Source organism: Bacillus pumilus, from assembly GCF_003431975.1.
In the GTDB taxonomy this organism is placed as follows: domain Bacteria; phylum Bacillota; class Bacilli; order Bacillales; family Bacillaceae; genus Bacillus; species Bacillus pumilus_N.
This window is the reverse complement of sequence record NZ_CP027116.1, coordinates 2,729,595-2,749,278: the sequence shown is the minus strand read 5'-3', so window position 1 is coordinate 2,749,278 and position 19,684 is coordinate 2,729,595. Positions and strand designations below refer to the sequence as shown.

The 19,684-nt window shown below is 42.7% G+C and carries 18 protein-coding genes; 16 read left to right on the top strand and 2 right to left on the bottom strand.

The genetic code is table 11. From position 1 onward, the window contains the following. Positions 1-31: 31 nt before the first annotated feature. The gene (gene sspI / locus C5695_RS14225) at positions 32-253 is read right to left on the bottom strand and encodes a small acid-soluble spore protein SspI (protein WP_117731287.1); all 222 of its coding nucleotides are present in this window, start codon (positions 251-253) and stop codon (positions 32-34) included. Between the two features lie 113 nt (positions 254-366). Here sspI and C5695_RS14220 point away from each other — a divergent pair, with 113 nt between their 5' ends. From C5695_RS14220 to pheT, 3 genes are all read left to right on the top strand, one after another. Beyond that, positions 367-1,110, top strand: a complete 744-nt coding sequence (locus C5695_RS14220) for a TrmH family RNA methyltransferase (RefSeq protein ID WP_117731286.1) — start codon at positions 367-369, stop codon at positions 1,108-1,110. A 375-nt stretch (positions 1,111-1,485) separates the two neighbouring features. Beyond that, positions 1,486-2,520, top strand: coding sequence for a phenylalanine--tRNA ligase subunit alpha (gene pheS, locus C5695_RS14215; RefSeq protein WP_117731285.1), 1,035 nt, complete (start codon positions 1,486-1,488; stop codon positions 2,518-2,520). Positions 2,521-2,535: 15 nt separating this feature from the next. Next, the gene (pheT, locus tag C5695_RS14210; protein WP_117731284.1) at positions 2,536-4,950 is read left to right on the top strand and encodes a phenylalanine--tRNA ligase subunit beta; all 2,415 of its coding nucleotides are present in this window, start codon (positions 2,536-2,538) and stop codon (positions 4,948-4,950) included. 235 nt (positions 4,951-5,185) lie between these two features. Here pheT and rnhC read toward each other — a convergent pair whose 3' ends face one another. Beyond that, on the bottom strand, positions 5,186-6,109 hold the full coding sequence (gene rnhC, locus C5695_RS14205; RefSeq protein WP_117731283.1) for a ribonuclease HIII: 924 nt from the start codon (positions 6,107-6,109) through the stop codon (positions 5,186-5,188). Positions 6,110-6,243: 134 nt separating this feature from the next. Here rnhC and zapA point away from each other — a divergent pair, with 134 nt between their 5' ends. The 13 genes from zapA to trxA all read left to right on the top strand — a co-directional run bounded on the left by zapA (position 6,244) and on the right by trxA (position 19,606). Next, positions 6,244-6,501: a cell division protein ZapA gene (gene zapA / locus C5695_RS14200; protein ID WP_012010831.1), complete on the top strand. Its 258-nt coding sequence runs from the start codon at positions 6,244-6,246 to the stop codon at positions 6,499-6,501. A 7-nt stretch (positions 6,502-6,508) separates the two neighbouring features. Further along, the gene (locus C5695_RS14195) at positions 6,509-7,042 is read left to right on the top strand and encodes a CvpA family protein (protein WP_117731282.1); all 534 of its coding nucleotides are present in this window, start codon (positions 6,509-6,511) and stop codon (positions 7,040-7,042) included. A gap of 114 nt (positions 7,043-7,156) precedes the next feature. Then, positions 7,157-8,869, top strand: coding sequence for a DNA polymerase/3'-5' exonuclease PolX (gene polX, locus C5695_RS14190; RefSeq protein WP_117731281.1), 1,713 nt, complete (start codon positions 7,157-7,159; stop codon positions 8,867-8,869). Between the two features lie 21 nt (positions 8,870-8,890). Beyond that, a complete protein-coding gene (locus C5695_RS14185) occupies positions 8,891-11,248 on the top strand; it encodes an endonuclease MutS2 (protein WP_117733137.1) in 2,358 nt (785 codons plus the stop codon). Positions 11,249-11,262: 14 nt separating this feature from the next. Next, positions 11,263-11,667 carry a DUF350 domain-containing protein gene (locus tag C5695_RS14180; RefSeq protein WP_007501637.1) on the top strand — a complete coding sequence of 135 codons (405 nt, stop codon included), beginning with the start codon at positions 11,263-11,265 and terminating at the stop codon, positions 11,665-11,667. A 160-nt stretch (positions 11,668-11,827) separates the two neighbouring features. After that, positions 11,828-12,283, top strand: coding sequence for an immunity 63 family protein (locus C5695_RS14175; protein WP_117731280.1), 456 nt, complete (start codon positions 11,828-11,830; stop codon positions 12,281-12,283). Between the two features lie 101 nt (positions 12,284-12,384). Next, positions 12,385-14,106 carry an AMP-binding protein gene (locus tag C5695_RS14170; protein WP_117731279.1) on the top strand — a complete coding sequence of 574 codons (1,722 nt, stop codon included), beginning with the start codon at positions 12,385-12,387 and terminating at the stop codon, positions 14,104-14,106. A 168-nt stretch (positions 14,107-14,274) separates the two neighbouring features. Then, positions 14,275-14,859, top strand: coding sequence for a fatty acid metabolism transcriptional regulator FadR (locus tag C5695_RS14165; protein ID WP_117731278.1), 585 nt, complete (start codon positions 14,275-14,277; stop codon positions 14,857-14,859). A gap of 26 nt (positions 14,860-14,885) precedes the next feature. After that, a complete protein-coding gene (locus C5695_RS14160; RefSeq protein ID WP_117731277.1) occupies positions 14,886-15,665 on the top strand; it encodes an enoyl-CoA hydratase in 780 nt (259 codons plus the stop codon). Positions 15,666-15,696: 31 nt separating this feature from the next. Then, positions 15,697-16,470: an electron transfer flavoprotein subunit beta/FixA family protein gene (locus C5695_RS14155; protein WP_117731276.1), complete on the top strand. Its 774-nt coding sequence runs from the start codon at positions 15,697-15,699 to the stop codon at positions 16,468-16,470. 44 nt (positions 16,471-16,514) lie between these two features. After that, positions 16,515-17,492: an electron transfer flavoprotein subunit alpha/FixB family protein gene (locus C5695_RS14150; protein WP_117731275.1), complete on the top strand. Its 978-nt coding sequence runs from the start codon at positions 16,515-16,517 to the stop codon at positions 17,490-17,492. Between the two features lie 75 nt (positions 17,493-17,567). After that, positions 17,568-19,046, top strand: a complete 1,479-nt coding sequence (locus C5695_RS14145) for an alpha-N-arabinofuranosidase (protein ID WP_117731274.1) — start codon at positions 17,568-17,570, stop codon at positions 19,044-19,046. Between the two features lie 245 nt (positions 19,047-19,291). Next, complete coding sequence (gene trxA / locus C5695_RS14140; protein WP_003216330.1) at positions 19,292-19,606, top strand: thioredoxin; 315 nt, start codon at positions 19,292-19,294, stop codon at positions 19,604-19,606. The last annotated feature ends 78 nt before the right edge of the window (positions 19,607-19,684 follow it).

The following is a 19,684-nucleotide window of genomic DNA, read 5'->3' as shown; positions in this document are numbered from 1 at the left end:
GGTTTGCTTATCATAGCAAACCGGCTTTCTTTTATTGCTGCTGCTGAGGCTTTAAGCCTTGCTCTAATGTTTCAAGGATCTCGGATTTCTCGTTTTCTGAGGCTTCTTGCCATAGTACTTCGAACAGCACGCCAAGGCCTGGAAGCATTTTTTCCTCACCACTTTGAATGGCGTCTAAAATCGTATGCTCAAGCTGCTCTTGATTATGGCCGGTGATATTTTGAATGACTGCACCTCTTAAATTAAAATCCATTGCCCACACTCCTTTTTTGATGGTAATAGCCCTATTCTGTCTCAAAGACAGGTTTATTATGTAGTGTGCATGAGATATAATAAATTCATGATATTTAAAGGAGTTAAAGTCGCTTGAAATATATAGAATCAGCTAAAAATACAAACATTAAACAGTGGAAAAAGCTCCATACAAAAAAAGAACGAACGAAAACAGGGCTGTTTCTCGTTGAGGGAATACACTTAGTCGAAGAAGCATTGAAGAGCGGGAATGTAAAAGAACTAATGGTCACATCACGTGATATGCTTCCTTCTCAGATCGATCGTGACATTGAGCTTTATGAACTGAGTGAAGAAGCCTTTTCTGCCATGACAGAAACAGAAACGCCTCAGCACATCGCAGCAGTTTGTGCGGTTCCTGTATTTGAAGAAAAGAAATATGAACGACTTCTTCTGTTAGATGCAGTGCAGGACCCGGGGAATCTAGGTACACTCATCCGGACAGCAGATGCCGCTGGTCTTGATGCTGTGATCTTAGGCGATGGAACAGTTGATGCATTTAACGGAAAAACGCTTCGTTCCGCACAAGGGTCGCATTTCCATCTGCCAATATTAAAACAAGCCCTTCAGCAGACCATACGAGCATGTAAGGAGCAAGGTATACCTGTATACGGAAGTGCTTTAAAAAATGCGAAAGCGTATAGAGGCGTAACAGCAGAAGGTCCGTTTGCATTAATTGTTGGCAATGAAGGAGCAGGTATTGATCCAGAAATTCTGCAAATGACTGACCACAATTTATATGTGCCAATGTATGGACAAGCAGAATCATTAAATGTGGCTGTTGCAGCCGCCGTTCTTGTCTATCATTTGCGTGGATAGTGTTGCAACTTGTGTTTATTTTCACTATAATAAAACTAATATTTAAAAACCATGATAGAGGAAGATTGTTTCAAGGAGCGGCCTTATAGGGAGAATGCACCGTAGACTGAAAGTGCATTTAAGGAATGCTGAAACAGGAATTCACCTCTGGAGTTGTCACCGGGACCGCAAGTTTTGCGTAAAGGTGAACCGGATTCGTTTGATTCCGTTATGTCAATGAAGCTTATTCGCACATGCATTTGTGCTTAACAAGGGTGGTACCGCGACCACAACTCGTCCCTTCTTTTTGGAGGGACGGGTTTTTTTTATTGTCTTCAAACGATCAAACAGCCGTTTATCCAGGCGGCTTTGTATATCAAAAGGAGGATTACACTCATGCAAGAAACGTTAAAACAGCTTGAAACAGAGGCGATAGCGAAGGTTGAAGCAGCTAGCTCGCTTAAAGAAGTCAATGACATTCGTGTTCAATATTTAGGGAAAAAAGGACCGATCACAGAAGTGCTTCGTGGAATGGGCAAGCTCTCCGCAGAAGAAAGACCGAAAATGGGCGCACTTGCAAACGAAGTGAGAGAGCAGATTGCTGGTGCTATTGCTGAAAAAAATGAACAGCTCGAAAAAGAAGAAGTGAAGAAGAAACTTGCGTCTCAAACGATTGATGTCACATTGCCAGCAAGTCCAATCAAAATGGGGGCAAGACATCCATTAACGATTGTTGTCGAAGATATTGAAGATTTATTTATTGGCATGGGTTATACCGTTGAGGAAGGTCCTGAGGTAGAAACGGATTACTATAACTTTGAAGCGCTGAATCTTCCAAAGGAGCATCCAGCACGTGATATGCAGGACAGCTTCTATATTACCGAGGATACACTACTCAGAACACAAACATCACCAGTTCAAGCACGTACACTTGAAAAATATAAAGGACAAGGTCCTGTGAAGATCATCTGCCCTGGGAAAGTATATAGACGAGACAGTGATGACGCGACTCATTCACATCAATTCATGCAGATTGAAGGGCTTGTTGTCGATCACAATATTAGCATGAGTGATCTAAAAGGAACGCTGGAGACAGTCGCAAGAAAAATGTTTGGTGAAGATCGTGAAATTAGACTGCGCCCAAGCTTTTTCCCATTCACAGAACCATCTGTTGAAGTCGATGTGTCTTGCTTTAAATGTGGTGGAAAAGGCTGTTCTGTATGTAAAGGAACAGGCTGGATTGAGATTTTAGGTGCAGGAATGGTTCATCCGAATGTCCTGAAAATGAGCGGATTTGATCCTGAAACTTATCAAGGCTTTGCTTTTGGAATGGGTGTTGAACGTATTGCGATGCTCAAATACGGCATTGATGATATTCGCCATTTCTACACAAATGATATTAGATTCACAAAGCAATTCAAGCAGGACTAAGAGGAGGAAATCAACATGTTTGTTTCATATAAATGGTTAGAAGACTATGTCGATTTAGAAGGCATCCAGCCAGGTGAATTAGCAGAAAAAATCACAAGAAGCGGGATTGAAGTAGAAGCCGTTGAATATAAAGGGGAAGGTATCAAAGGTGTTGTCATTGGACACGTTGTGGAGCGAGAACAGCACCCGAATGCCGATAAATTAAACAAATGTCTCGTGGATATCGGAGAAGACGAGCCGGTGCAAATTATTTGTGGAGCCCCGAATGTGGATAAAGGACAGTATGTGGCTGTCGCAACGGTTGGTGCAGTTCTTCCAGGGAACTTTAAAATTAAAAAAGCAAAACTACGCGGCGAAGAGTCTCATGGCATGATTTGTTCGTTGCAAGAATTAGGCGTCGAAAGCAAACTCGTACCAAAGGAATATGCAGAAGGGATCTTTGTTTTTCCGAATGATGTCAAACCTGGTGACGATGCTCTTCAGGCGCTTCAATTAGATGATGCGGTACTTGAGCTTGGCTTAACACCAAACCGTGCGGATGCTCTTAATATGCTAGGTGTTGCCTATGAGGTTGCAGCCATCTTAGGAAAAGAAATGAAACTTCCTGATACAGCACATGACACATCTTCAGAAAAAGCAGCAGACTATATTTCTGTGAAAATTGAAGATCAAGAAGCGAATCCACTTTATGCAGCGAAGATCATTAAAAATGTAAAGATCGGACCAGCACCGCTTTGGATTCAAACAAGATTGATGAATGCAGGTATTCGCCCTATTAACAACGTCGTGGATATGACGAACTTTGTACTGCTTGAATACGGCCAGCCGCTTCATGCGTTTGATTATGATCGTTTTGGTTCAAAGCAGGTGGTCGTACGTAAAGCGACTGATAGCGAAAGCATTCAAACACTGGATGAGCAAGAACGTACACTTTCATCAAAGCATCTTGTGATTACTAATGGGACGAAGGCGCACGCTGTAGCAGGCGTCATGGGCGGCCTTGAATCAGAGGTGCGTAATGAGACGACAACGATTCTTTTAGAAGCAGCATATTTCAACGGTCAAACAGTCCGTCAAGCATCTAGAGACTTAGGGCTTCGCAGTGAATCAAGCACACGATTTGAAAAAGGCCTTGATCCGCAACGTACGAAGTCTGCAGCCGAAAGAGCAGCGCAATTAATCAGTCTCTATGCAGGTGGTGAAGTGCTAAGCGGGACGGTTGAGGAAAACCATCTTGAAACAAATATGAATGTCATCCACGTATCCACTGAACGCGTGAACAAGGTGCTTGGCATGAGCATTTCAAAAGAAGATATGATTCAAATTTTCAACAAACTGGGCTTTACAGTGGGCGAATCAAATGACGTACTTGTCGTAACCGTTCCTTCTCGCAGAATGGATATCACGATTGAAGAAGACCTTATTGAAGAAGTTGCGAGATTATACGGCTACGATAATATCCCGTCTACACTGCCTGCGACAGCTGGTACAGTTGGCGGTCTAACGCCATACCAAGTGAAGCGCAGGAAGGTGAGACGCTTCTTAGAAGGCGCAGGTCTTTCTCAAGCGATCACGTACTCATTGACAAACCAGCATAAGTCTACAGCTTTTGCACTGAATCCAGCTTATAAGACGAGACTTTCTTTGCCAATGAGTGAAGAAAGAAGTGTGCTTAGACAAAGTTTACTGCCAAACTTACTTGATTCTGTTGCATATAACTTGGCAAGACAAGCTGATTCCTTTGGTTTTTATGAAACGGGTTCTGTGTTCTTAGCGGAAGCTGAAGGGGCAAAACCAGTGGAAAAGGAGCATGTTGCTGGTGCGCTCACAGGCTTATGGCATAAAAATCTTTGGCAGGGCGAGAAAAAAGCCGTCGATTTTTACGTAGCGAAAGGAATTGCTGAAGGCCTATTTGAAAAGCTTGGTGTATCAGGTCAAATCACATATGTCCAAGCAGAGCGCGAGGGTCTTCACCCAGGTCGTACAGCGGATGTTCATTTAAATGGAAAAGTGATTGGATTTGTTGCTGCACTGCATCCAGTCATTGAAAAGGAATTAGATTTAAAAGAAACATATGTCTTCGAGTTTGATTTAACAGATGTCATGACGTCTGAATCGAAGGATATGAAATATACAGCAATTCCGAGATTCCCTGCTGTGACAAGAGATATTGCACTTGTTGTCGATCAGCAAATCTCAAGCGGACAGTTAGAGCGGGTCATCTATGAAGCAGGCGGGGATTTACTGACTGACCTATCCGTTTTTGATGTGTATGAGGGCGAACATATGGAAGAAGGCAAGAAATCTGTTGCATTCTCTCTTCAATATTTAAACCCGGAACAAACTTTGACAGAGGAAGAAGTTACGGCTGTTCATACAAAAGTATTGAAAGCATTAGAAGATACGTATCAAGCCGTTTTACGCGGTTAAAGAAAAGAGCTAGGGCCATAAGGCCCTAGCTCAGCGTGTAGACAAACCCTCGCATTCTTTGTCAGGTCTGTGCTCCGGTGCTCACGAATGACAAATTCGCTCCGCTCCGGTACTCGTCCTCCCTAAACTGCAAAGGTTTTCTATCACGCTGAAAAGAAGACAAAGGGCTAAAATAAAGGTCATTTTATCCCTTTGTCAACAATCTAAGCTATGGCCATAAGGCCATAGCTCTTTTTTATAACCATTTTTTCGCTTTTTGTGTGTTGGCAAAATGCAGCTTTGTAAATTGACGTAAAGCATCTTCGCCGTGCAGCTTTATGAGTTTTGCAGCCGCCTTGTCGACATGAGGACCGGCTCCTTTTGGAATGTCAAAGCTCGCTGCTTTTGATAACTTATCCATTTCAATTAAAAAGGCGTACCTGGCAATAATGGAAGCCGCAGCCACTGACAAGTGAATACCTTCTGCTTTTGTGCTAAAGTACGTCCGCTCCCGAATTATTTTTTTTCCTGCAAGATGCTTGAAATAAATGCCCGGTTCTGCAAATTGGTCAATCAAAATGGCTTCGGGCTGTTTCCCGTCTAGCTTTTCTAGCACAGAGGTGATGACTTGGTTGTGAAGCAGCGCCTTCATTTTCCCTTGACTCATGCCCTTTTCCTGCATCGCATTATACTTTTCATTTCGGAGCACGAGAAGGCTGAACGGAATGGTTTTGATGAGATCTTTGGCAATATTGATAATTTGCGGGTCCTTTAGGCCTTTTGAGTCTTTTACGCCAAGCTCTTTCATGAGGGCAAGCTGGCTGGCATCCACATAGGCGGCACAGACTGTGATCGGCCCAAAATAATCACCTGTTCCTACTTCATCTGAACCGATGACGGACATAGAAGCAATCCCTGACGGCGGACTGTATTTTGTAACAGTAGGTGTTTTTTGACTTTTCGGATTAGCTGCTTGTAAATGACTAAATTGACTAGCTTCAGCTTCTGCCTTTTGTCCTTGAAACAGCACTTTGCCAGAACGATAGGCTGTAATCGTACAGCCAGGAACTTTTGCTTGAAACAGGGCGCCTGGTGGTAACGTATCAGTTAAATGGTGCGCATATGCGCTCTTCATCTTTTTAAGGTCTTCTGATGTTGCTTTTAAGACGGATTGGGGCACAGTGGATAACTCCTTTTTACCTTAATATCATTGATTTCTAAAGTGTACCATAACAGGGAAGGGCTCGTCTTTCCATTCAATGTCTAAACATGTTATGATAGAGACTAGGATTCTCGTGGAATGGAGGAGAAACGTTGTCTGACGGCGGTAAAACGAAAACAACAGTTGAAATTTACGGACAGTCCTATACGATCATCGGTCAAGAAACGAAGATGCATATGCGGCATGTTGCTTCAATTGTTGATGATAAAATGAGAGAAATAAATGAAAAAAATCCATACCTTGATATAAACAAATTAGCTGTACTGACAGCAGTCAATGTCGTCCACGACTACTTGAAATTAAAAGAGCAATACGAAAAACTAGAGATTCAGCTTAAAGAAAAGGAATGAAATTACCGTGATCGATATCATCATTTTGTTTTTGCTTCTTATGGGAACGCTTGTCGGTCTAAAACGCGGGTTTATTCTTCAATTTATTAAATTGATCAGCTTTGTTGTTTCTATTTTAGTGGCTTCCATGTTTTATCAGTCACTTGCACCACAGCTTACGTGGATTCCAGCACCTGATTTTAGCGGCGGTCAAGCGCAGCTCGCTTTCTTTAGTGGGAATCTAGAAACAGCTTATTATAATACCATTGCGTTTATCATTCTGTTTATCTTGACCAAAATCCTGCTCGCTATCATTGGCGGATTGCTCACAACCATTGCAAGTATACCTGTGATTAAGCAGGTCAACAAACTGCTTGGCGGTGTGTTAGGATTTCTTGAAACCTATCTATTTGTATTTATTCTCTTGTTTGTCGCTGCATTACTTCCAGTCGATGCGCTGCAAACAATGATGAGCAAATCCATTTTAGCAGATGTGATCGTAAGCAACACCCCTTATCTGTCCAGTCTTGTCAAAGACTTATGGGCGACGTATGGAGCTTAAAAACTTCTCCTTTCTTGGAGGAGTTTTTTCTCATTCCATGACGGAAAGTTGTAGGATGAAGGAAAAGTTTGTATATTTATAAAGGAAGATGCCAAAGCGGCTGGAGGATGAGAGATGAATAAAAAAGATATTATCAAACTTCTTGAAACAATTGCAGTATATATGGAACTAAAAGGAGATAATCCTTTTAAGATTTCTGCCTTTCGTAAAGCAGCGGCGGCGCTGGAACAAGATGATCGTAGCCTTTCTCAAATAGATGATTTATTAGCATTACCAGGCATTGGAAAAGGAACCTTTGCTGTGATCACAGAGTATATCGAAAAAGGACAATCAGAAACACTTGAACAATTAAAACATGAAGTGCCTGAAGGGCTTGTCCCGCTCTTAAAATTGCCGGGACTTGGCGGGAAGAAGATCGCTAAGCTATACCAAGAACTTGGTGTCCACGATGCACAGTCACTAAAAGAAGCATGTGAAGCGGAAAAAGTACAAGCGCTTGCAGGCTTCGGTAAAAAAACAGAAGAAAAAATTCTCGCCGCTCTAGAGGAAGCGGGAAAGCAGCCAGAACGACTGCCAATTGGCTTTGCATTAGATGTGGCAGAGCGGATTGATCATGTACTTGAACAGACGAAGGGCATCATCCGTTTTTCAAGAGCAGGCAGTTTAAGACGTGCACGTGAAACGGTCAAAGATTTAGATTATATCATTGCGACAGACAGCCCTGAGCAAGTCAGAGAGCAGCTCGTTGCACTTGATGATGTGAAGGATGTCATCGCAAGCGGTGATACGAAGGTATCTGTTATTCTTGCCCTTGATTTTGAGATCAGTGTGGACTTCCGGCTTGTGACATCAGATCAATTCGCAACGACGCTGCACCATTTCACTGGCTCAAAAGACCACAATATTCGAATGCGCCAGCTTGCAAAGGAACGCGGAGAGCGCATAAGTGAATATGGCGTGGAAACGATTGAAACTGGAGAAGTGAAAACGTTCGAAGACGAAAGGGCTTTTTATGCGCATTTTCAACTTCCACTCATTCCGCCAGAAATTCGTGAAACCGGAGCGGAGATTGATACGTATAAAGAAAGTATGCAGTTTGTAGAACTGAAAGATATCAAAGGAGATCTCCATATGCACTCGACATGGAGTGACGGAGCATTCTCTATCCGTGAAATGGCAGAGGCATGTATCGCAAAAGGCTATGAATACATGGCCATCACAGACCACTCGCAATATTTAAAAGTGGCCAATGGTTTAACGAAAGAACGTTTGCGTCTGCAAGCAAAAGAAATAGACAAGCTTAATGAGGAATTCGAGCACTTTCACATTTTCAAAGGGGTCGAAATGGATATCCTGCCGGATGGATCGTTAGATTATGATGATGACTTTCTTAAAGACATGGATTTTGTGATTGCGTCTATTCATTCTAGCTTTTCTCAGCCGGAGGAAGTCATGATGGAACGGCTTGAAAATGCGCTGCGAAATCAGCATGTCGATTTAATTGCCCATCCAACTGGACGTTTGATCGGTAGACGGGATGGCTATGCCTTAAATATAGATCAGCTCATAGACCTTGCGAAGAAAACGGGCACTGCACTTGAGCTCAACAGTAATCCGTCAAGACTTGATTTGAAAACAGAGCATTTAATGAAAGCAAACGAAGCGGGCGTAAACATCATGATCAATACAGATGCACACAACATCGCCATGCTTGAACATATGGAAGTCGGTGTAACAGCTGCAAGAAAAGGCTGGACACCAAAAGCACATGTCGTGAATACTTTTTCTCTAAACGAGATCAAAAAGTTTTTAACGCGTGATAGGTAGTCGTTAGGAGGCTGGACCATGCTGCAACAAAAAGTGTTAGCATCATTAGAATTTCAAAAAGTAAAAGAAAAAGTCATGTCCTATACCGCATCCTCTTTAGGAAAAGAAAGAGCGCAGGATTTAATGCCGCTGACGGATATAGAAACCATTCAGCATCTGCTGGAAGAGGTAGCAGAAGCACAAGATGTGATTCGCTTAAAGGGAACGGCTCCGTTTGGCGGGTTAACGGATATTAGACGTGCCGTCAAACGGGCAGAGATAGGCAGTACATTAAGCCCTTCTGAGCTGATGGAAATTGCAGCGCTGCTATATACGGCGAAAAATATGAAGCACTTTCTCACGTCCATGTATGAAGATGGTGTAGACATACCGCGCCTTCATACATATGCAGAGACGCTGATTTTACTGCCTGAAGTTAGAAAAGAAATTGAAAGCTGTATCGGTGACAATGGAGAAGTGCTTGATCACGCAACACCGGCACTTCGTACAATCCGAACACAATTACGTTCTTTAGAATCAAAAGTCCGTGATAAATTAGAATCGATGATTCGTTCACAATCGGCTTCAAAAATGCTGTCAGACACGATTGTTACCATTCGTAATGATCGGTTTGTTATTCCAGTGAAACAAGAGTACCGCTCGAATTACGGTGGCATTGTTCACGATCAGTCTTCATCTGGGGCCACCCTTTTTATTGAGCCGCAAGTGGTCGTGGATTTAAATAACACCTTGCAGCAAACCCGTTTGAAAGAAAAGCAAGAGGTTGAAAAGATCTTGCAAATGCTGACAGCGAGCGTGTCAGAGCACATTGAGGAACTGCTGCATAATGTAAAAGAGCTTCAAACATTAGATTTTATCTTCGCTAAAGCTAAATATGCAAAGGCAGAAAAATCCACAAAGCCTGCTGTGAATGATCAAGGGGAGATCTATTTAAAGCGAGCAAGACATCCTCTATTGCCTCGGGATCAGGTTGTGGCAAACGACATTGAGCTTGGCAAAGATTTTTCAACAATCGTGATCACTGGACCAAATACAGGGGGAAAGACAGTTACTTTAAAAACGCTGGGTCTTCTTACGCTGATGACGCAGGCGGGCCTCCATATACCAGTTGAAGAAGGCTCTGAAGTGGCTGTATTCGACCAAATATTTGCCGATATTGGAGACGAACAGTCCATTGAGCAAAGCTTGAGTACCTTCTCATCTCATATGGTCAATATCGTGGATATCTTAAAGCATCTAACTTCTAACTCACTTGTGTTATTTGATGAATTAGGGGCAGGAACAGACCCTGCCGAAGGTGCTGCACTTGCGATGAGCATTTTAGATGAAGTTCATCAAACAAATGCACGTGTCATTGCAACGACACATTACCCTGAGCTGAAGGCATACGGTTATAACCGTCAAGGTGTCACAAATGCGAGTGTGGAGTTTGACATTGAAACCTTATCACCAACGTACCGCTTGCTTATCGGTGTACCTGGACGAAGTAATGCATTTGAAATTTCAAAACGTCTTGGTTTGCCTGATCATCTTATAGCCCGGGCGAGAGCGGATATGCATGCAGAGCATAATGAAGTAGACCAAATGATTGCTTCATTAGAAGACAGCAAGAAACAAGCAGAAGAAGAGCTGCATGAGACAGAAGTTTATAGAAAAGAAGCAGAAAAGCTTCATAAAGAATTGCAACGACAAATTCTTGAATGGAATGAGCAAAAGGACAAACTGCTTGAAGAAGCTGAACAGAAAGCGAAAGAAAAAATTGAACAAGCTTCAAAAGAAGCAGAAGATATCGTTCAAGAGCTGCGTTCGATAAAAAGTGAGCACCGCTCATTCAAAGAGCATGAACTCATCGATGCGAGAAAGCGTCTTGAAGAAGCGGTTCCTGAGTTTGATCGCAAGAAAAAGCCAGAGCCAGCGAAAAAAGCAGCAAGACAGCTAAAGTCAGGCGACGAGGTCAAAGTACTCACCTTCGGGCAAAAAGGAACGCTGCTTGAACAAACAGGAAATAAAGAATGGAGTGTCCAAATGGGCATTCTGAAAATGAAGGTAAAAGAAAAAGACATGGAATTTATCAAGTCAGCACCTGAATTTAAGCAAGAGAAAGCCATCACGGCGATCAAAGGGAAAGACTATCATGTCTCGCTTGAGCTCGATTTAAGAGGAGAGCGCTATGAAAATGCATTAAGCAGAGTCGAAAAATACTTAGATGATGCGGTATTAGCTGGTTATCCGCGCGTATCGATTATTCACGGAAAAGGAACTGGTGCCCTCAGAAAAGGGGTTCAGGAATTACTGAAACAGCATCGAAGTGTGAAAAATGCTCGTTTTGGCGAACAAGGTGAGGGAGGATCAGGCGTCACCATCGTCGAATTAAAGTAAAAAGGAGAAAACGCATGAAAGCCTTTTGGGAAAATGAACTTGTTGAAATTGCCGCTTATTACAGTGTGGCCGTCTTATGTCTCGTCTTATTTCTAACCATTTTTGAACTCGTCACCTCCTATAAAAACTGGGAAGAGATCCAGCGGGGAAACTTAGCTGTTGCCATGGCTACAGGCGGGAAGATCTTTGGGATTGCGAATGTATTTCAGCATTCAATCGCACAGCACAATTCCCTTCTTCAAATGGTTGGATGGGGCGTATATGGCTTTGTTATGCTGCTTGTCAGCTATTTCATTTTTGAATTTTTAACACCACGATTTAAAGTAGATAAAGAGATTGAAAATGACAATAGAGCGGTCGGGTTTATTTCACTCATCATTTCAGTTGGGCTGTCTTACGTAGTAGCAGCCGGCATTTAAGGAGACGACATGGAAAAGCTAGCAAAAGTATTAATCGTAGTTGCCTGCACTTTTGCGGTCATTGGTGCCGTTTATATGTTCCTGTGAAATGAAGAAAACATGTTAGAAAGCTGCCAGGGATCCCTTGGCAGCTTTTATCTCATCAAAGGTGGCAATTGACATGAAGCAAATTCTGCAAAAAGAAGAACTGATTAAGCGTATTGATACTTGTCTTCAAAAGACATCACTGCCAAGAGACATATACGAACCGTATATTGCACGTCCATTTCAAACGTCAGGATTTTTTGATGATTTGAGTCCATATATTCAGATCGATCCGAGTGGTTATATCCTTATTCAATATGAACGTGGGATTCAAATGCTACATAAAAGAACAAAAGTGGCGGATGAAGTCATTTACTGGATTTTAGAAGATACGATTTTCCTCACGGTATACATTGACTTGATGAGGAAGCATCAAGTCGACAACATCCAGACACATTTACCAAATGATCCTAGTATCCATCAACAGATCGTGGAAAGAGTTAACGACTCATTTCGTGCAATCGGTGGATTATATGAACAGTGGCATCATGAAGGAAAAAGAGCTTCTATAGAAACACCGTCGAAAAAGTAAACGTATGCAATTGAACCAAGCTCTATTAGAAAAAAGCAAACTGCCATAAGGAAAAGTTTGCTATAATAAAATAGTACGAAAGTTCAGGAAGGAGGGTTTTTATGCAGTCAGATAAACGTTGGCTTCTGCATTACCCGAATCAAATTCCCCACGAACTCACCATTCCAAATGAAACGTTGCAATCTTACTTATTCAGCTCCGCAGAGGCTGCACCTGAGCATACAGCCATTCATTTTCTAGGAAAGAACATCACCTATGAACAATTACAAGAAGACGCATTGAAACTAGCCAATCATTTGATAAAAATTGGTGTGAAAAAAGGCGACAGAGTAGCGATTATGCTGCCGAACTGTCCTCAATCGGTCATTTCTTATTATGCTGTATTAATAGCAGGTGGTATCGTTGTTCAAACGAACCCACTTTATACGGAGAAAGAACTGGAATATCAAATGGAAGACAGCGGTGCCAAAGTATTGATCACGCTAGATCTGTTGTATCCAAAGGCGTATAAAATGAAAGCGCTGACAAGTATGGAGCACTTAATCATGACCAAACTACAAGATTATTTACCATTCCCGAAAAACATTCTATTCCCTATTGTGCAAAGAAGAAAAAACAAAATGGTCATCCAAGTGGAGAAAAATGACACCATTCATCACTTCTCACACATCATGAAAGAATCGCCAGATGAACAACAAATTCCCGCCCTCGCCTTTGAACCGAAAAAGGATGTTGCTGTTTTGCAATATACAGGCGGAACGACCGGTCTACCAAAAGGCGTCATGCTCACACATGAAAATATTTTAGCCAATACTGAAATGTGTTCTTCCTGGATGTATAAAACGACGAGGGGGAAAGAACGCATCCTTGGCATCATTCCGTTTTTTCATGTATACGGGATGACGACTGTTTTAAATCTTGCTGTCAAAGAAGGGCATCAAATGATTCTTCTTCCGCGCTTTGATGTCGCTGATACACTCAAAACCATAGAAAAGCAGAAACCAACGCTTTTTCCAGGTGCACCAACAATGTATATCGCCTTGCTGCATCATCCGAATATTGAAACGTATGATCTGTCATCCATCACTGCATGTCTAAGCGGTTCAGCGGCACTTCCTGTTGAAGTGAAACAAAGCTTTGAAAAATTAACCGGGGGACGTTTAGTAGAGGGATATGGTCTTTCAGAAACCTCACCGGTCACCCATTCTAACTTTTTATGGGGAGCGAACAAAACGGGCAGCATTGGCTGTCCTTGGCCTAATACAGATGCCGGTATTTATTGCGAGGAAACCGGAGGCCTCAAAGAACCATATGAGCATGGAGAAATCATTGTCAAAGGGCCCCAGATCATGAAAGGATACTGGAATCAGCCAGAGGAGACAGCGGCTGTATTAAGAGATGGCTGGTTTTTCACCGGAGATATTGGGTATATGGATGAGGACGGTTTTTTCTATATCGTCGACCGGAAAAAAGATGTCATCATTGCAAGTGGTTATAATATTTACCCCAGAGAGGTCGAAGAAGCCCTTTATGAGCATGAGCTTGTACAAGAAGTCGTCGTCGCAGGTATCCCAGATCCTTACAGAGGGGAAACAGTGAAAGCATTTGTTGTGCCGAAAAAGGATGCCTACTTAACGGAGGATGAGCTTGATCGCTTCGTCAGAACGAGGATCGCCTCATTTAAAGTACCGCGCGTGTATGAATTTAAAGAGTCACTGCCTAAAACAGCCGTCGGAAAAATTTTACGCAGAGTTTTAATTGAAGAAGAAAAAAGAAAACACTCTTCTTCATCTGAAATACCTGCCGATCAATCTAAAACTTAACGGTCTGCATCATCCGGTCCATCGGCCGGATGATTTGAATGATGACTGCCTGCTCTGGTATGCTAAAGGTGGAAAAGAAAGAAGAAGATCACTTGACAAATCACCCGTTTCTTTTTAACATAAAGTTATGAATGAATACTCATTCAATTCAGAAAGGGACGAAGCACATTGAAGCAGAAAAGACCGAAGTACATGCAAATTATTGATGCAGCAGTTGTGGTGATTGCAGAAAATGGCTATCATCAATCACAAGTTTCAAAGATTGCGAAACAAGCAGGGGTGGCTGACGGAACCATTTATCTTTATTTCAAAAATAAAGAAGATATTCTGATCTCATTATTCAAAGAAAAAATGGGACAATTCATCGAACGGATGGAAACTGATATTCAAAAGAAACCGTCAGCCAAAGAAAAGCTGCTGCTGCTTATTGAAGAGCACTTCCGCATGCTTGCGCAAAATCATCATTTGGCTCTTGTGACACAGCTCGAACTCAGGCAGTCAAACCTTGAGCTGCGGCAAAAAATCAATGAGGTGCTGAAAGGGTATTTAAATATGCTCGAATCCATTCTAGCAGAGGGAAAGAAAACGGGAGAATTCAGACAAAATCTAGATGTTCGCTTAGCGAGACAAATGGTATTTGGGACGATTGATGAAACCGCTACAACATGGGTAATGAATGATCAAAAGTATGACCTGCCTTCACTTGCAGAAAACGTACGTGATCTACTCTTAAACGGAATACATCAATCTTAAAGACAATGTGAAAAAGGATGATTGACATGGAAAAAATACTTAGCTTACATCATGAACGGCATACAGCACTTATCACGATTCAGCATCCACCAGCAAATGCCTTATCTTCTCAGCTGCTCACTGAGCTTAATGACATGATTGACCATCTCGAACAGAATGAAGAAGTAAGAGCGATTGTGATCCACGGAGAAGGCAGATTCTTTTCTGCAGGTGCTGATATTAAGGAATTTACGACGTTACAGAAAAAGTCTGATTATGCAAGTCTTGCAGACAGAGGACAGCAAGTCTTTGAACGGATTGAGCAATGTCCAAAACCAGTCATTGCCTCAATTCACGGAGCCGCTTTAGGAGGGGGTCTTGAGCTTGCCATGTCTTGTGATATCCGAATCGCAACAAAAGATGCAAAGCTTGGACTGCCGGAACTAAACCTCGGTATCATTCCAGGTTTCGGCGGTACGCAGCGCCTGCCGCGCTATGTGGGTACTGCTAAAGCGCTGGAAATGATGGGGACAGCTGAACCAATTACAGGTGAAGAAGCATTCGCCTGCGGACTTGTGTCAAAGCTGGCAGAAACAGAAGAAGAGGCGCTTGAAGCAGCAAAAACACTTGCGAATAAATTTGCAACGAAAAGCCCAAAATCACTCGAGTATGTGCTGGATTTATTAAACGCAACAAAATTGTATTCATATGATGGCGGAATGAAGCTAGAAGCTAAAAAGTTTGGTGCGGTTTTCCAATCGAATGATGCCAAAGAAGGCATCCAAGCCTTTATCGAAAAGCGCAAACCGAATTTTAAAGGGGAATAAGGGATTCAAACGACACAAGGGGGAGAAATGAATGAATATATTTGTTTTGATGAAGCGTACGTTTGACACAGAAGAGAAAATTTCCATTCAGTCTGGTGCAATTCAAGAAGATGGAGCAGAGTTCATTATTAATCCTTATGACGAGTATGCGATAGAAGAAGCCATCCAGCTTCGCGATGAGCACGGGGGAGAAGTGACCGTTGTGACAGTTGGTAGTGAGGATGCAGAGAAACAGCTGAGGACAGCGCTTGCTATGGGCTGTGATCAAGCCGTTTTATTAAATGTGGAAGACGACTTAGAAGAGTGGGATCAATATTCAGTTTCTACTATTCTTCACCACTATTTAAAAGACAAAGATGCGTCCTTAATCTTAGCAGGGAATGTGGCGATTGACGGAGGATCTGGACAGGTTGCCCCCCGTCTTGCTGAATTACTTGGTTTTGCATATGTCACAACGATTACTAGTATTCAAATTGACGGCGACACCGCTTCAATTGAGCGAGATGCAGAGGGTGACGTGGAAGTGATTTCTGCCGAGCTCCCGCTTGTCGTCACAGCTCAGCAAGGTCTCAATGAGCCTCGCTATCCATCATTACCAGGCATTATGAAGGCAAAGAAAAAGCCTTTAGAAGAACTGGAGCTTGATGATTTAGATCTTGATGAAGACGATGTGCCATATAAAATCAAAACAATCGAACGTTTCTTACCGGAGAAAAAAGAAGGTGGCAAAGTGCTCAGCGGTGAGCTTCACGATCAAGTCAAAGAACTGACGGATCTATTAAGAAGCGAAGCAAAAGTCATCTAATGCTCCACTTTACGATATCACGAGAACAAGGGGGAACTTGAAAGATGAGTAAAACAGTTGTTGTACTTGGAGAAAGTCGTGACGGTAAATTAAGAAATGTGACATTTGAAGCCATTGCTGCGGCTCATCAAGTGGCAGAGGGCGGTGAGGTCATTGGCGTGTTAATAGGGGATGACGTCAAAGGCCAAGCGGATGAACTACTTTACTATGGAGCGGATCATGTCATGATTGTGGAGCATCCACATCTTTCTTATTATACGTCAGATGGTTTTGCGCAGGCGCTGCAAGCTATTTTAGATCAGGTCAACCCGGGTGCTGTACTCTTTGGCCATACGTCTATCGGAAAAGACCTGTCGCCGAAAATAGCTGCACGTTTGCAGACAGGCTTGATTTCAGATGCAATTGATGTAAGCGTTACCGGAGAACATCTCGTTTTCACTAGACCGATTTACTCTGGAAAAGCCTTTGAAAAAGTAATTTCAACAGATCGTCTGCTGTTGGCGACCATCCGGCCAAACAACGTGGCACCTCTTGAGCGGGATACCTCCCGAAGCGGAGAAATTACACCCGTTTCTGTCGATATTCAGAACCTGCGAACGATCGTGAAGGAAGTCATTAAAAAAACGTCAGAAGGTGTAGATTTATCTGAAGCAAAGGTCATCGTCGCCGGGGGACGCGGGGTGAAGAGTAAGGAAGGATTTGAACCGCTGAATGAACTCGCCGAAACGCTGGGCGCAGCAGTCGGTGCCTCTCGTGGCGCCTGTGATGCAGACTACTGTGATTATGCCCTGCAAATCGGCCAAACAGGGAAGGTCGTCACACCTGACCTTTATATTGCGTGCGGGATATCAGGCGCGATTCAGCATTTAGCTGGAATGTCTAACAGTAAAGTCATAGTGGCAATTAACAAAGACCCAGAGGCCGAGATCTTCAAAATTGCCGATTACGGAATCGTTGGTGACTTATTTGAAGTAGTGCCACTTTTAAATGAAGAATTAAAAAAGATGAATATCCACTCGTAACGCTCATACACTCAGAATGCCTAGGTATTCTGGGTTTTTTTGTATGTCATCAATACACAAAGGAGCGGTTGACAAGTGAAGGGAACAGTAAAAGTCAATGACGTGATCGGACGCATTTCTAAGCACATCTATGGACACTTTCAAGAGCATTTAGGAAGAGGAATTTATGATGGGATTTGGGTAGGAAAAGACTCATCAATTGATCATATTGAAGGGATTCGTACCGATGTGCTAAAAGCCCTTCAAGCATTACATATTCCGGTGCTTAGATGGCCAGGAGGTTGTTTTGCAGACGAGTATCATTGGGCAAATGGTGTGGGAGATCTGAGCGAACGAAAGCCGATGGTGAACACTCATTGGGGCGGGACGGTTGAATCCAATGCATTTGGTACGCATGAATTTATGAAACTGTGTGAGCTGCTTGATTGCGAGCCTTATATTTGCGGAAATGTTGGAAGTGGGTCTGTTCAAGAATTAGCAGAATGGATCGAGTACATCACATTTCCAAAGGGCACACCGATGTCCGAATGGCGCATTCAAAACGGAAAACAAGAGCCTTGGAACTTGACCTATGTCGGTGTAGGGAATGAAAGCTGGGGCTGCGGTGGAAATATGACGCCTGAATACTATGCCGATTTATATAAACGTTATCAAACGTATGTGAGAGAGTTTACGAGTCAGACGATATACAAAATCGCATGTGGCGCGAATTCAAATGACGTGAATTGGACAAAAGTATTGATGGAGCGGGCTGCACCTTGGATGGATGGACTCAGTTTGCATTATTACACTGTCCCTGGTACATGGGAGAAAAAAGGGTCAGCAACTGAATTTGATGAGGATGAATGGTTTGTGACATTGAAAAAAGCCTCTGAGATGGAACGTCTTGTTGTGGACCACGGAGAGATCATGGATCGTTATGACCCAGACAAACGAATCGGGATGATTATTGATGAATGGGGGACATGGTATGACCCAGAGCCAGGGACAAATCCTGGGTTTTTGTATCAGCAAAACACACTAAGAGACGCCCTGGTTTGTGCTTTGCATTTTCATATCTTTCATCGTCACTGCCAGCGGATTCATATGGCGAATATTGCACAGACGGTCAATGTTCTGCAAGCGATGGTGTTAACGAAGGAAGAAAAGATGATTTTGACGCCTACGTATCATGTGTTTCACATGTTTCAAGTGCATCAAGAGGAAGAAGCACTTGAAGTGGAGTTCGTGTCAACACCCTATGAACGTAAAGGAGAACAAATTCCTCGGGTCAGTGTGTCAGCTTCGCGTTCATCAGACAAGATGCACATTAGTTTCTGCCACCTTCATCCGCAGGAACAAAGCAAGGTATCCCTTGCCGTTGAGGGAGTGGATGCTCAAACGAAAGTCACTGGCTGCGTGCTAACAGCGGACCGCATGAATGCGCACAATACATTTGATGATCCTCATGCTGTCCAGCCAGCAGAGTTTCAGCAATTTGCCGTAAAACCCAGTGAGTTGACCATAGATCTGCCGCCAATGTCGGTGGTGATGATGACTGTCGATCTAGCTTGATCGCATATTTTGATGTTTGATGAGAAGAATGTTGGGGCATCATACATTGTAAACGAAGCGGAAAGGGAGTTATTTATATGCTAAGAACAATTCTCATGATCATTGGTGCAATTGTTGTCATTGGTGCGATTGTGCGGTTTGTTTTTTAATTCATTTCATAAAAAATGATTCGTAAGCATTTCATTCGCAAGTCACATTGGTAGATGCTATACTAAAAAGCATAATTTACATTGGAGGAATGAATAATGGCAATCGTAAAAGCTACTGACGCAACATTTTCACAAGAAACGGCAGAAGGTGTTGTTATTGCAGATTTTTGGGCACCATGGTGTGGACCTTGTAAAATGATTGCTCCAGTTCTTGAAGAACTTGATCAAGAAATGGGCGACAAAATGAAAATTGTAAAAATTGATGTAGATGATAACCAAGAAACTGCTGGTAAATACGGTGTAATGAGTATCCCAACACTTCTTGTTTTAAAAGACGGCGAAGTAGTAGAAACATCTGTTGGTTTCAAACCAAAAGAAGCACTTGCTGAGCTTGTTAACAAACATCTATAAACCCTGTCTATGCCTGAGCGGCATACTCACTGAAGCGGTTCTCGTAAACACGAGAGCCGCTTTTCTTTCAATATGGTA

What these genes read in the sequence shown, in the direction of transcription:
- sspI (WP_117731287.1), bottom strand. Translation starts at nt 253, where the DNA reads ATGGATTTTAATTTAAGAGGTGCAGTCATTCAAAATATCACCGGCCAT.
- pheS (WP_117731285.1), top strand. Translation starts at nt 1,486, where the DNA reads ATGCAAGAAACGTTAAAACAGCTTGAAACAGAGGCGATAGCGAAGGTT.
- pheT (WP_117731284.1), top strand. Translation starts at nt 2,536, where the DNA reads ATGTTTGTTTCATATAAATGGTTAGAAGACTATGTCGATTTAGAAGGC.
- polX (WP_117731281.1), top strand. Translation starts at nt 7,157, where the DNA reads ATGAATAAAAAAGATATTATCAAACTTCTTGAAACAATTGCAGTATAT.
- C5695_RS14180 (WP_007501637.1), top strand. Translation starts at nt 11,263, where the DNA reads ATGAAAGCCTTTTGGGAAAATGAACTTGTTGAAATTGCCGCTTATTAC.
- C5695_RS14175 (WP_117731280.1), top strand. Translation starts at nt 11,828, where the DNA reads ATGAAGCAAATTCTGCAAAAAGAAGAACTGATTAAGCGTATTGATACT.
- C5695_RS14170 (WP_117731279.1), top strand. Translation starts at nt 12,385, where the DNA reads ATGCAGTCAGATAAACGTTGGCTTCTGCATTACCCGAATCAAATTCCC.
- C5695_RS14160 (WP_117731277.1), top strand. Translation starts at nt 14,886, where the DNA reads ATGGAAAAAATACTTAGCTTACATCATGAACGGCATACAGCACTTATC.
- C5695_RS14155 (WP_117731276.1), top strand. Translation starts at nt 15,697, where the DNA reads ATGAATATATTTGTTTTGATGAAGCGTACGTTTGACACAGAAGAGAAA.
- C5695_RS14150 (WP_117731275.1), top strand. Translation starts at nt 16,515, where the DNA reads ATGAGTAAAACAGTTGTTGTACTTGGAGAAAGTCGTGACGGTAAATTA.
- trxA (WP_003216330.1), top strand. Translation starts at nt 19,292, where the DNA reads ATGGCAATCGTAAAAGCTACTGACGCAACATTTTCACAAGAAACGGCA.